This window comes from Neobacillus sp. (genome assembly GCF_031988165.1).
GTDB lineage: Bacteria > Bacillota > Bacilli > Bacillales > Cytobacillaceae > Neobacillus > Neobacillus rhizosphaerae.
Window position 1 is genome coordinate 111,482 of the sequence record NZ_DALZYO010000015.1, and the last position, 12,979, is coordinate 124,460.

Consider the following 12,979-nt stretch of genomic DNA (forward strand, 5'->3'; position numbering starts at 1 on the left):
CTTTTTGGTGTCCTTGTTTAATAAAAGCTAAAGTTATTAATGTGCATCGGATATCTGATGTTTTGTTATACTTAAAGGACAAATGTTTTATGGGGGTCTCCGCTGTGAAGGAAATGTATCCGAAAAATGGACGAGTCATTTTGCATGTTGATATGAATAGTTTTTATGCATCAGTTGAAATGGCCTATGATCCTACACTTAAGGGAAAACCTTTAGCGATTGCGGGAAACGTGGAGGAGCGTAGAGGAATTATTGTTACCTGTAGCTACGAAGCAAGAAAATTTGGCGTAAAAACAACGATGCCCCTTTGGGAAGCAAAAAAACTTTGTCCACAGTTGATTGTAAAGAGGCCCAATTTTGATCGTTACCGTGCCGCATCAATTGGTATGTTTGAAATCTTAAGAAAATATACCGAGCTTGTTGAACCAGTTTCGATTGACGAGGGCTACATGGATATAACTGAAAGCTTTAAGTTTGGCAGTCCAATTGAAATCGCCGAAAGTATTCAAAAAAGAGTCTTGGAACAGCTTGATTTACCCTGCAGTATTGGTATCGCCCCGAATAAATTTTTAGCGAAAATGGCGTCAGATATGAAGAAACCAATGGGTATAACCGTCCTTCGTAAGCGTGATATCCCAATAGTGCTTTGGCCATTGAACACGAACGAAATGCATGGGATTGGCAAAAAGACAGCTGAAAAGCTGACAACGATTGGAATTTACACGATAGGTGATTTAGCTAAAGGCAATGAAGTTCAGCTTAAAACGCTTCTTGGAATCAATGGAATTCGAATTAGAGAGAGGGCAAATGGAATCGATCAACGGGCAGTCGATCCAGAATCAATTGAGGAATTTAAAAGTATTGGCAATTCCACAACCTTGCCGAAGGATGTCAGCAATCAACAAGAGCTCTTCCAAGTGCTCGAATCGTTGGCGGAAACGGTTTCGATAAGGCTGAAGCGGAAAAATGTCCTAGCCTCTACGTTAGGAATAACGATACGTTATAAAGATCGAAAGACGATTACTAGAAGTAAAAAACTTTCCAACCCACTAAATCATAAAGACGACATGGCAACAATAGCCAAGCAGATGTTTTTAAAATCCTGGAATGGAGACTCCGTTCGCTTGTTAGGGATTACCGGCAATGAATTAGTTGACCATGATCATGCTTATAAACAATTAGATTTGTTCTCCTATGAAAAGGATGCGAAAAAAGAACCTTTGCTTAAAACTCTTTCCAACCTTCGTGAAAAGTATGGGAAAAATATCATTGAAAACGCCGGTTCGCATAAAATTGATTCCGCTCATAATGTTGGGACTGGAACAAGCTTTAATAAGGATTTTCTACGAAACTCTCCCGAAAAAAATAAAGAAGATGAGTAAATAGCTCCGCTTTGCTGTAAAACAAAGTGGAGCTATTGTTATATACCTATTTACAAATATCCACTTCTAAATCTGTTACAGGCCACCAGAAGTAGCCGTCTTTTTCTAAAAGCTCATCCGTTTCTTTTGGCCCCATTGTCCCGGATGGATAATTTGGGAAGCTTTCTTTTGTTTTTTCCCATACCTCTGAAATCTTATCAACAAACGCCCAGGAATAGGCGACTTCGTCCCAATGAGTGAAATTAGTGGCATCGCCCCGCATGCAATCGAAAAGAAGCTTCTCATAGCCTTCAGGAGTGTTCATCGCATGAATTCCTGTATTGGCAAAGCTTAGTTTTACCGTTTGTGCATCCAGATGTCCGCCCGCCTTCTTAGCGTTCAGATGAAGGGTAATGCCCTCTTCTGGTTGAATATGAATCACTAGGAGGTTGGGATTCAGCATTTTTTCCGTTTGATAATATAAATTCATCGGAATATCTTTAAATTGAACCACAATTTTGGTTGATTTCGTTGTCATTCTTTTTCCAGTTCGAATATAAAAAGGAACACCGGCCCAACGGAAATTATCAATCATTATTTTTCCGGCAACGAAGGTTTCAGTATTGGACTCTTTGTCGACCATTGGTTCATCACGATACTTTGGAACCTGTTCATCCTCTATTGTTCCCTCACCATACTGACCGCGAACAAAATATTGATTCACTTCTTCCCCCTCAATTGTTCGAAGTGCCCGAAACACTCTTACTTTTTCGGAACGAATTTCATCGGTTGTCAGTTTGATGGGTGGTTCCATCGCAAGCAAGGCGACCATTTGCATCATATGGTTTTGCAGCATATCCCTTAAGGCACCGCTTGACTCATAATATCGCCCTCGTTCTTCAACACCGAGAGTTTCACTCGAGGTAATTTGAATATTAGAGATGTAGCGGTTATTCCAAAGTGGTTCAAAAATGGCATTGGCAAAACGAATCACTTCGATATTCCGAACCATTTCTTTTCCTAAATAGTGGTCGATTCGATAAACCTCTTCCTCGGAAAATGCCGTTCTAATTTGTTTATTTAACTCTTTAGCAGATGCTAAATCATGTCCGAATGGTTTTTCAATGACAAGCCGTTTATATCCTGTTACATCTGTCAATCCGTCTGATTTCAGATGGAGGGCAATTGGACCGAAAAATTCTGGTGCCATGGCAAGATAAAAGATGCGGTTGCCTTCAAGTTTATAATTCGTATCAATTTCATCGGCAAATTTTTTTAATGAAACATAAGAGTTTGAATCCGCCACATCATGTGATTGATAGTAAAAATGGGAGACAAATTCATCCAAATTATCCTTATTCCCTAAGGCAGATAAAACAGAGTCTTTTACAGACTGTTGAAACTCATCATTAGAAAGGGTCCTTCTTGCAACACCAATCACGGCAAATTTATCTAATTTGTTCTTCGAAAATAATCGATAAAGGGAAGGGAACAACTTCCGTTTAGCCAAATCACCGGTAGCTCCAAATATCATAATTAATGAAGTCATGTTTTGCTCCACGTTTGAAACCTCTCTTCGTATGCATATTTTTGCTTATGTATTTTTCGATACAAATAATAGTTTATCTGTTTCTTTTAGATTTCACAAAAGTATTGATTTGCATGTAACAAATAAAAACAAACAATAGAGGAAAAAGGCAGAGGAGAAATTGAGCGGAGTTTGTGCTATATTTATCCATAGTTGATTATGGAACGGTGAAGAGAGGAGTTTTGATTGTGGACATATTTTTCCTAGGAACGGGTGCAGGCATGCCTGCAAAGCTGCGCAATGTTACGTCAATTGCCTTCAAATTACTTGAGGAGCGGGGGGCTGTTTGGCTGTTTGATGCCGGTGAAGCCACGCAACATCAAATTTTACATACTTCGATAAAACCACGGCGGATAGAAAAAATTTTTATTACCCATCTTCATGGTGATCATATATACGGACTGCCTGGTTTGTTATCTAGTCGTTCATTTCAAGGTGGAGAATCAGAGATAACAGTTTATGGTCCGAAAGGGATTAAAGAATATCTTCATGTTAGTCTTTCCGTAAGCCAGACTTATTTAAAATATCCGTTGAAGGTTACCGAAATCGATGAGGGCGTTATTTTTGAGGATGACCAGTTTACGGTGGAGGCTCGGTTGCTTGATCATGGAATTCCTTCTTTTGGCTATCGAATTGTAGAAAAGGACAGACCTGGTACCTTGCTTGCTGATAAGCTGATGGAAGCAGGCGTTCAACCGGGCCCGATTTTTAGAAAAATAAAAAATGGTGAGGTTGTTACACTTGAAGATGGCCGGGTGATCGACCCGAGTAAGTTTGTTGGGCCTGAGCAAAAGGGAAGAGTTGTGGCAATTCTTGGGGATACAAGGTACTGCGAAAGGTCGATTTTGTTAGCCAAGAATGCTGACCTTTTGATTCATGAAGCAACCTTCTCCAAAGGGGAGGAGAAGTTGGCCTACGATTATTTTCATTCAACGACCCATCAGGCTGCCGATATTGCGAAGCAGGCAGATTGTAAACAGCTGTATCTGACTCATATAAGCTCGCGTTACGATCGAAATGCCTGGCGAGAATTAGTAGATGAAGCAAAGGAAATATTTCCGAATACGGATATTGCTGAGGATTTTAAAGAAATAAACATACCACTCAAGTGAAATAAAAAAGCACTCACCATTTGGTAAGTGCTTTTTTACCTTTTATACCCAGCCGCGTTCGTATTGTTTTGGTGCTTCAATGCTAATGCCCAATTCTTTTGCGGCTGTTCTCGGCCAGTAGGGGTCACGCAGTAATTCACGAGCTAGGAATACTAAATCCGCTCGATCATTTTGTAAAATTTCCTCAGCCTGGATCCCTGAAGTGATTAAGCCGACTGCACCAGTTGAAATGTCAGCACCTTTCTTAATCGTCTCAGAATAGGGTACTTGATAGCCTGGATAGACATGAATAGGTGCCGGAACAACTGCTCCTGAGCTTACATCAATTAAATCGACATCTTGCTCCTTCATCCATTCAGCGAAAGTTATGTAATCTTCGGCGGTTAATCCTTCTTCATGATAATCATGAGCAGAGACCCTTACAAGTAACGGACCGTTCCAAACTGTTTTAATGGCATCAATCACTTCACGGAGGAGGCGGTAACGGTTTTCAGTCGACCCACCATATTCATCACTTCTTTTATTTGAAAGTGGGGAGAGGAATTCGTTAATCAAATAACCGTGCGCACCGTGAATCTCAATCACATCGAAACCAGCTTTGGCGGCACGTTCTGCTCCTGTTTTAAATGCCTCAACCGTATCGGCAATATCCGTTTTTGTCATTTCCTTAGGTGTTTTCATTTTTTCATTGAAAGGTAATGCGGAAGGAGCCAAAATTTCACCTTCTAACACTGCTTTTCGGCCGGCATGGGCAAGTTGAATTCCCATTTTGGCTCCGTGCTCTTTTCCCAGTGCGACAAGCTCTTGGAAACCGTCAACATGGTCATCGCTCCAAATGCCTAAATCTTGCGGCGAAATCCTCCCCTGAGGTGTTATCGCCGTTGCTTCGACGATGATGAGGCCAACCTGGCCAACCGCTCTACTTGTGTAGTGGGTGCGATGCCAGTTTTGCACATGCCCGTCTTCGTTATGGCTGGAATACATGCACATTGGGGACATGACAATTCTGTTTTTTAATGTGACATCCTTTATCGTAAAGGGTGAAAATAATTTTGCTGGCATTTGAAAACCCTCCTATCATTAATTACCCACTAATAGTATAGCAAATGGAGTAAAAATAATGTGAAATCTAGCTTTCATTCCTTTTCCCTAAGCTCACTTAAGCGGTAGGTTGTACCTCGCCAAACAATTCCTCCACGTCTAAAAGTAAGATAGCTTGCCCGTATTATGGAATAAATAAATAGTAAAGCCGTAATCGGAAAAACAAGAAACAAGGCAGGTGAAAAAACGGTCATTCTCCTAATAATCATTACATACAGTATTCCGCTTGCGATAATATTCCCTAAGCTTAGGAGGGCAACCATTTTATCTGCTGAAAAAACGGTTAAAAACGGAAGAACATGGGTGACAAATACACCAAAGACTGAAAAAAACACCATGCTGATTCGATAATTTAATCCAGCAAATGTGTTTTTTTCAAGCCCGACCAAGGCCTCTTTCAAACTTCCATACCATTCGACCTCAATAAGCTGAAGTGCGGTAACAATTCTTTGCCGATAACCAGCTTTTTTCATTTTCATTCCCAGTTGCAAATCATCATCTGGCCTCATTTTAATCCTTTCATGTGTTCCAAACGCTTCATAGGAGGCTTTTGAAACAAGGTTGAATGCTCCGATACCGGTTCCTGTTTTTGACTTAGGATTATTCGCTAACCACGGACGCTTAAAATAGGAAAATCCGAAAAGAAAAAAAGCGACAAACGATTTTAGCCAAAAACGATTTGCGTTTAAGTTGGGGGCTGCGGTTAAATGATCGAGCTGGTACCTCTCAAAATAATGCAGTGCCTTAGCAAATGCTTCCTTTTCATATTTAACATCGGCATCGGTAAACAATAGCCACTTTCCTGAAGCTTGAAGCGTCCCTTTATACAGTGCATGATTTTTTCCAAGCCAGCCTTCAGGCAAATCAGCTATATGGAGCACTTTTATTCTTGAGTCAATGGTTGCTAATTCGTCGATAATTTTTCCGGTTTCATCATTGGAGCGGTCATTTACGAGAATCCATTCGACGTTTTCATATGTCTGTTTTAGTTGACTCAGAATACTCATCTTAATTTGCTTTTCTTCATTTCGTGCGGCAACAATCACTGATAACAATGATCCATTTTTAAGACCTTCTTCTTTTTCAAGGGAATCTATATTTTTTAATCCAAACTGTGCATCCAAGATAAATACAATCCAAACAAGAATGCCTAATGTGTATAAAACGGTTAGCATGGTTCACACTTCCCAGTTTTTTAATCCTAGTTTAATGGAACATACGGGAAAATTCCAATTTAATACGGTAAATTGGATGTCTCAAGCTGTGAACTTAAGGCAGCACCCATTTTTTTAGATTGGGCAGTTGCTGCTTTAATACAAGAAATAAACGCTTGCTGAACTCCGTTTTCCTCTAGAATCCGTATTCCTGCCTCTGTTGTTCCTCCAGGACTAGTTACTTCTTTACGCAGCACTGTTGCTGATTTGCTGGATTTTTTCACCATCTCTGCTGCTCCCAGTAGTGTTTGCACAATTAATTCACTGGCCATTTGCTGATCAAGGCCGACCTCAACGGCACTTTTTTCCATCGCTTCGATAAGATAATAGATATAGGCAGGTCCGCTCCCGGATAGCCCTGTTACGGCATCCAACTGCTCTTCTTCAACAAAAGAAGTTAAGCCAACTGTTCCAAAGAGGATTTTTGTTGTTTCTATTTGCTGATCGGTAACACGATTATTTGCCGCAACAGCAGTTGCTGATTTGCCAACAGCGGCTGACGTGTTTGGCATTGACCTTACAATCGCAAGCGGTATTCTTGCTAAAGCTTCAATCGTGCTCATGGATACACCAGCTAAAACAGAAACCACCAGCATTCGCTCAGATAAGTATGCTCGAATTGATTGAATGGCAGTTGCGGCATCCTTTGGCTTCATCGCCAACATTACAAGGTCCGCGCCGTCGAAAAGAGCATTCAAATCATACGTACTTTGGACACCATATCGTTCGCTAAGATTTCCCAGTCTTTTTTCATTTGAATTGTTTGTCACCCAGATATTTTTTCTATCAATTACATCGTTTTCTAGAATTCCAGAAATAAATGCTTCAGCCATTGACCCTGCACCAACAATCACCATTTTTTTCATAAATGTTCCTCCTTTTTTTCTAATGTCTAGTTCCAGCACCCAGTGGCTAGTGTACTTCACGCCTCCGCTTTTCTTAAAAAAACAAAAAGACCTTTCATCCATAAAGGACGAAAGGTTTAGATTCCGCGGTACCACCTTCATTTACCTTGATTTTCAAAAAATCACCAAGGTTCACTCGACTCCGATAACGCCGGATGTGCGTTAGGTTTTCCTAAATGCTCCTAAGGTAGGTTCAATGATTAAGAGGGCGGTGAAGTCTCTCAGCCTTTTGAACTTCACTCTCTATCGCCATTTCTCATTTACTGGCCTTATTCATCGCTTTCAATCGAATCAAATTTTAATTGTGATTATGCAAGATGAACAGCCTGTCTGTCAAGAGGGATATTTACAGAATTTTTTGTTTTTTAAAAATAAACTATGCAGAAATAATGACAATAGGTGAAAAAATCGCTACACTTTATTTTATATAGTAATTGTCAAAAATTGTTCACATGATTTCTTTATCCAACAATAATGTTAGGAGTTTTTTGAATGACAGAATGGAAAGACGGAATAGCCAAGATTACCTTACCAACTCCTTTTCCGGTCGGGGATGTAAATGTTTATTTGGTTCAAGGAGAGCGGTTAACGCTTGTTGACGCAGGGGTGAAAACGGAAGAGTCATGGAATTCACTTACAGAGCAAATGGCTGATTTACATTTAAGCCCTAAGGATATTGAGCAAGTGATTCTTACTCATCATCATCCTGACCACGTGGGGATGCTCGACTATTTCCCTGATTCATTAGAGATCTATGGTCATCCGCTAAATGAAAGATGGATCCATCCAACTGAAGCCTTTTTTCAAGAACAAGAGGATTTTTTTGGAGTTCTTTTTCACGAGTTTGGGCTGCCTAAGGAATATTTTCCCTTGCTTTCTAAGCTAAGAAAAACATTGAAGTATTCCTGTAATCGTTCACTGACTGGACATCTCGTTGAAGGGATGACCCCTCTTGGGCTTAGTGAGTGGCAGGTTATTGAAACACCTGGTCATGCCCAAAGTCAAATTGCTCTTTTTCGGGAACAGGATGGAATATTGATTGGCGGTGATCTGATCTTAGCACATATCTCACCGAATCCATTGCTCGAGCCTCCTGTACCTGGTGGAAAAGAAAGACCGAAGCCACAGTTGCAACATAATGTTTCGATGAAGAAGCTATTGTCTTACCCGATTCAATGTGTCTATACGGGGCATGGCAAAGAGGTTTACGGGTTAGCAGATCTGATTGAAAAAAGACTTTCGCGACAGCATGAGCGGGCGATGACGGTCAACAACTGGCTGAAAGAAGAACAACTCACCGTTTTTGAAATCTGCAAACGCCTATTTCCGTCTGTCTATCAACGCGAACCGATGTTAACGATGTCAGAAACAGTGGCCCAGCTTGACTATTTATCATCCATCGGGGAAATTATTAGTAAGGATAGTCAGCCCATGCTATACCAAGCGAAGTCTTAAACGAACGGGGCCAACTCAGATGAGGTGTTAAAATGGTGAGGGAACAATTAAAAGGGAAAAATATTGTCATTACCGGTGCATCCGGAGGAATCGGTGCGGAAATCGCCAAGCTATGTGCTGCAAGCGGTGCGAGTCTCGTCTTGCTTGCACGGAGCATCGATAAGCTGCAGCAACTTCAGTCCGAACTGCAGCAAAAGCATCAGGTGAAAGTGGATGTTTTTCAGCTTGATGTCTCTGATACAGAAAAAGTGCAAGCAGTTTTTGAACAAATTTTTGAGAAAATTGGTCAAATAGATATCCTTGTAAATAATGCCGGCTTTGGGGTATTCCGTGAAGCCCATGAAGCAACCATGGATGAGATCAAAGGGATGTTTGACGTAAATGTGGTTGGGCTAATGGCATGCACAAGCATGGTCTTGCCAAAGATGCGCACACGTCGTTTTGGCCATATTATTAATATAGCTTCCCAGGCTGGTAAAATTGCTACCCCAAAATCGAGTGTCTATTCAGCGACGAAACACGCCGTACTTGGCTATACGAATTCACTGCGGATGGAGCTTGCCGATTATAATGTCATGGTTACATCGGTAAATCCAGGGCCAATTGCCACCAACTTTTTTAACATTGCCGATGAAAAAGGTACTTATGTAAAAAATGTACAGCGGTTCATACTCCAGCCTGAATATGTCGCTCGGAAGATCGTTGATAGCATGCTGACGAAAACAAGGGAAATCAATCTACCGCGTTGGATGAACATGGGAAGCGCGGTGTATGTTCTCTTTCCACGATTGTTTGAGCGAATGGGGAAGAAGGTGCTTAACCGAAAATAGTGGATTTTTATAATCTTATAATTCGTAAGAACTCTTAAAATTTTGCGTGTCTTTAAAATAATTCTTTAATTTTTTTACTTTGCTTTAACCATCTGAAATATTCAAAAAAGGGCCTCTCCGAAATACGGAAAGGCCTTTACTATTATTCCGATGAATGACTAGTCCCTTTTGGAAAAAAAATTATCAATTCCAAAATCTATGAAATGAGTTATAATTTTGGTAGATTAATAAACTTTAAAGGGGCAACCTAAAATTGAAGGTATTGATAACTGGTTATGGCATTAAAGCTCCGAAAATTCAATCTGCTACAGATTTTAAATTTGTTTTGGAAAATGGAAAAGTTATTTCAAAAAAAGTGCAATTTATGAATGGCTTGCAATTGGTGTGCGGGGTTATTGATGAAGACTTATCAGTACTTGAACCAAGAGTATTGAAAAGATATCCAAGAACCTCACAGTTGGCTATTTCAGCTTCCTACGAAGCAATCGAGATGGCTAGTCTTTCAAACAATATCAAGGATAAAAAAGTTGGCGTTATTATTGGTACCTCGGGAGGAAATATTGCTGAAGTGGAAAATTTCAGCCTGAGACTCAATCAATCCAATCAAATTTCTCCCTTTGGAATAGGAAAAATGAACACAAACAGCCTGTCTACATCTGTGAGTTCCTTTTTCGAGTTGAATGGGATGTCATTAACTTTAAGCAATAGCTGTACGGCAAGTACTGACGCGATTAACTTAGGTAAAACATTAATTGAAGCGGGTTCACTTGATATTTGTATTGTCGGTGGAGTAGAAAGTACGTTAACGGATGTTGTGGTGCATGGTTTTTCTAAACTCCGGCTCACGGCGAGGGAGTTAGATGAATCCGTGGCAGGCGGACCTTTTTCAGATGACAAAGGTTTTGTCTTATCTGAAGGAGCTGGCATTCTTGTACTCGAAAGTGAACAATCTGCAAAAAGCAGAAATGTGAACATTAAAGGTTGGGTAGAGGGGGCCTATATGAACCAGGATGGCATCTCTATCTACCACTCTGACTCATCTGGATCCAAGATGCTTGAAGCGATAAAGCAATGTTTAAATGGACAGATTCCCACCTATGTGAACAGCCAGGCTCTCGGCATAAAGGAAAATGACCGGATTGAGGCTCTCGTACACAAAACTATGTTTGGAAACTCTGTTCCCATTACTTCCATCAAAGGAATGACCGGACATTTTCTAGGTGCAACCGGAGCTATTCAGGCGATTGCCAGCTTAATCAGCTTAGAAAATAATTTTATTCCTGCAACAATTAAATCCAATCCTGAACAATATTCGGATGTGCCCATTGTGACCGAAATAATTTATGGAGAGGTTAATAAGGTTGCTATCACCTCACACGGGTATGGCGGCAACAACTCGTGTTTATTACTTTCAAAAATGTAGAAGGGCTGTTTATCCATTGGAATTTATCCTATTGTTTTCAATATCATTAATCCCGCTTTTCTGTGGGATCATCATTTTTTGGGGAAACAAAATTGCTTTAGCTAAGTCGATTGCTTATTTTTTATTTTTCTTATCCATTTGGCAGATTGATATAGCGTTTTTATATGCGCAGGATTATTTATCAAAACCGACCATTGATTTTCTTTTCAGGCTTTTCCGCTTTGGTCCTATTATGATCATGCCTTTGTTATACTATATAGCATTTAACATATTCAAAACCGGACTTGCTAACAAAAACATTAAGAAGCATCATAAACTATTATTTAATAAGTGGATATTCTATTTCGTCCTGTTGTTTAGTTCGGTTGTTTACGCTGTGAACTTTACTTCCTACGGAGTTTCCGAGATAAATTTGATTCATGAATATCCATCATTTCCGGCCCACTATATTCCAATCTACAGTACTTTAAACATTACATTTACTTTAAATATTATTCTCGTCTTTGTTCATTCATTCTTACTGCTGTTTATTTGCCAGAAAATCTCAGATGGGAAAATAAAGGAATTTTTACGATCACTCGTTTTTGCTTCGTTATTTATCTTTGTTAACGGGATTTTAAGTGGATTTTTGGTCTTACCGTTATTCTTTTCGATTTTAAATACGATTTGTGCGGCGATCGTTCTATTCGCAGCCTACTTTGTTCTTCAAAATGCAACCATCGAAAAAATGAATCAGGAATTAAAAGAGGAAAGAAGATTTTTAGAAATTATCTTAAATATCAATCCTAATTTTATTTATGTTAAAGACAGTAATGATCAGCTCGTTATCATAAATACAGCCCTTGCCGAACTTTGTAATAAGAGTTCAGACGAGATAATCGGTATAAAAGAAAATAAATTCAATCAGGAAGTTCTTTTTATTGAGGAAGAGAAGGACTCGAATGAAACAGTTATCCACTGTAATGGGGGAATGCGAATCGTTGAGTGGCAATTTTTACCCATTTATTTCAAAGGTAATCATGACCATACTCTTTGTCTTGGCACCGATATCACGAAAAGGAAAAAAGAAGAAGAGATGCTGGTTAAGTCCGAGAATTTAAGAGTACTCGGTGAAATGGCTGCGGGAATTGCCCACGAAATAAGAAATCCTCTTACGTCGATCAAAGGTTTCATTAAACTATTGGATCAAAGCGTTTTCGATTCCAATGAGAAGTATTATTTGTCCATAATTTCAGATGAAATTGACCGGATTAATGATGTGGTTGGAGAATTGCTATTTATCGCTAAGCCTCAGGCTTCAGGCCAAACAAGTAAAATAGTAAATATCGATAAAGTGATTCATGATGTGAAAATTTTACTGGATTCTACAGCACTGCTTATCCAAGCGTCTATCGAGATTCAAACTAAAGGAATATTAAAAACTTCCGCCATAGAAGAAAAGCAGGTAAAGCAAGTATTAATTAATATTCTCAAAAATTCTTTAGAGGCTGTGTCAAAGAACGGGAGGATTAGAATTAAATCTGAAGAAATTCAAGAAAACAGAATGAGAATTCGAGTGATTGATAACGGCGACGGTATAGCGAAGTTTATGTTACAAAAGTTAGGTGAACCTTTTTATACGACAAAAGAACGGGGAACAGGTTTAGGTCTTACGGTATGTTTTAAAATCCTAAGAGAAAATAATGGGAACATAGTCATTCGAAGTAAAGAAGGAATCGGAACGATCGTTGATATTATTTTGCCGAAATAGTTTTGAACATTGCGGTTACTTACAATTTATTAAGAATTCTGGGTCCATAATACAGCCGCACAGTGAATTTTTCATTAGTGCGGTTTTTTGGCTAATAGGAAAGTATCACAAAACACTTGTGGTTAGTTCATTTCCTATTTCGCATAAATTCAACTACGTCTCTGTCTGCGCCAACGGCTTGCCAATCGACAAGTTTCCATTTATCTCAGTCGGTTCAGTCCAGCTCTTACGTCGCTGAAC

General features: G+C 39.6%; 10 protein-coding genes and 1 other annotated feature. Of the genes, 6 read left to right on the forward strand and 4 right to left on the reverse strand.

Annotated elements, in window-relative coordinates; translation table 11 throughout:
• Positions 1–104 precede the first annotated feature (104 nt).
• Complete coding sequence (locus RTR43_RS11195; protein ID WP_312471896.1) at positions 105–1,382, forward strand: DNA polymerase IV; 1,278 nt, start codon at positions 105–107, stop codon at positions 1,380–1,382.
• A 46-nt stretch (positions 1,383–1,428) separates the two neighbouring features.
• Here RTR43_RS11195 and zwf read toward each other — a convergent pair whose 3' ends face one another.
• Entirely contained in the window at positions 1,429–2,895 is a 1,467-nt protein-coding gene (zwf, locus tag RTR43_RS11200; protein ID WP_396954566.1) for a glucose-6-phosphate dehydrogenase, read from the reverse strand.
• 242 nt (positions 2,896–3,137) lie between these two features.
• On the opposite strand from zwf, the gene rnz reads away from it, so the two are divergent.
• On the forward strand, positions 3,138–4,061 hold the full coding sequence (gene rnz / locus RTR43_RS11205) for a ribonuclease Z (protein ID WP_312471901.1): 924 nt from the start codon (positions 3,138–3,140) through the stop codon (positions 4,059–4,061).
• Between the two features lie 42 nt (positions 4,062–4,103).
• On the opposite strand, the gene namA is transcribed toward rnz, so the two are convergent.
• From namA to proC, 3 genes are all read right to left on the reverse strand, one after another.
• The gene (namA, locus tag RTR43_RS11210; RefSeq protein WP_312471903.1) at positions 4,104–5,123 is read right to left on the reverse strand and encodes an NADPH dehydrogenase NamA; all 1,020 of its coding nucleotides are present in this window, start codon (positions 5,121–5,123) and stop codon (positions 4,104–4,106) included.
• Positions 5,124–5,197: 74 nt separating this feature from the next.
• Positions 5,198–6,337 (reverse strand): glycosyltransferase family 2 protein, encoded by a 1,140-nt coding sequence (locus tag RTR43_RS11215; RefSeq protein ID WP_312471905.1) that lies wholly within the window; start codon positions 6,335–6,337, stop codon positions 5,198–5,200.
• Positions 6,338–6,396: 59 nt separating this feature from the next.
• A complete protein-coding gene (gene proC / locus RTR43_RS11220; RefSeq protein WP_312471908.1) occupies positions 6,397–7,242 on the reverse strand; it encodes a pyrroline-5-carboxylate reductase in 846 nt (281 codons plus the stop codon).
• A 100-nt stretch (positions 7,243–7,342) separates the two neighbouring features.
• Positions 7,343–7,567, reverse strand: a binding site (T-box leader).
• Positions 7,568–7,773: 206 nt separating this feature from the next.
• Here proC and RTR43_RS11225 point away from each other — a divergent pair.
• The 4 genes from RTR43_RS11225 to RTR43_RS11240 all read left to right on the forward strand — a co-directional run bounded on the left by RTR43_RS11225 (position 7,774) and on the right by RTR43_RS11240 (position 12,739).
• Positions 7,774–8,736: an MBL fold metallo-hydrolase gene (locus RTR43_RS11225; RefSeq protein WP_312471911.1), complete on the forward strand. Its 963-nt coding sequence runs from the start codon at positions 7,774–7,776 to the stop codon at positions 8,734–8,736.
• A gap of 32 nt (positions 8,737–8,768) precedes the next feature.
• Positions 8,769–9,566, forward strand: a complete 798-nt coding sequence (locus RTR43_RS11230; protein ID WP_312471912.1) for an SDR family NAD(P)-dependent oxidoreductase — start codon at positions 8,769–8,771, stop codon at positions 9,564–9,566.
• Between the two features lie 253 nt (positions 9,567–9,819).
• The gene (locus RTR43_RS11235) at positions 9,820–10,989 is read left to right on the forward strand and encodes a beta-ketoacyl synthase N-terminal-like domain-containing protein (protein ID WP_312471915.1); all 1,170 of its coding nucleotides are present in this window, start codon (positions 9,820–9,822) and stop codon (positions 10,987–10,989) included.
• Positions 10,928–12,739, forward strand: coding sequence for an ATP-binding protein (locus tag RTR43_RS11240; RefSeq protein ID WP_312471918.1), 1,812 nt, complete (start codon positions 10,928–10,930; stop codon positions 12,737–12,739). The genes RTR43_RS11235 and RTR43_RS11240 overlap by 62 nt, the downstream gene beginning before the upstream one ends.
• The last annotated feature ends 240 nt before the right edge of the window (positions 12,740–12,979 follow it).

Bases quoted from the DNA above. Each gene is read 5' to 3' on its own strand.
- RTR43_RS11225 (WP_312471911.1), top strand. From the start codon at position 7,774: ATGACAGAATGGAAAGACGGAATAGCCAAGATTACCTTACCAACTCCT.
- RTR43_RS11230 (WP_312471912.1), top strand. From the start codon at position 8,769: ATGGTGAGGGAACAATTAAAAGGGAAAAATATTGTCATTACCGGTGCA.
- zwf (WP_396954566.1), bottom strand. From the start codon at position 2,895: ATGATATTTGGAGCTACCGGTGATTTGGCTAAACGGAAGTTGTTCCCT.
- proC (WP_312471908.1), bottom strand. From the start codon at position 7,242: ATGAAAAAAATGGTGATTGTTGGTGCAGGGTCAATGGCTGAAGCATTT.
- RTR43_RS11215 (WP_312471905.1), bottom strand. From the start codon at position 6,337: ATGCTAACCGTTTTATACACATTAGGCATTCTTGTTTGGATTGTATTT.
- namA (WP_312471903.1), bottom strand. From the start codon at position 5,123: ATGCCAGCAAAATTATTTTCACCCTTTACGATAAAGGATGTCACATTA.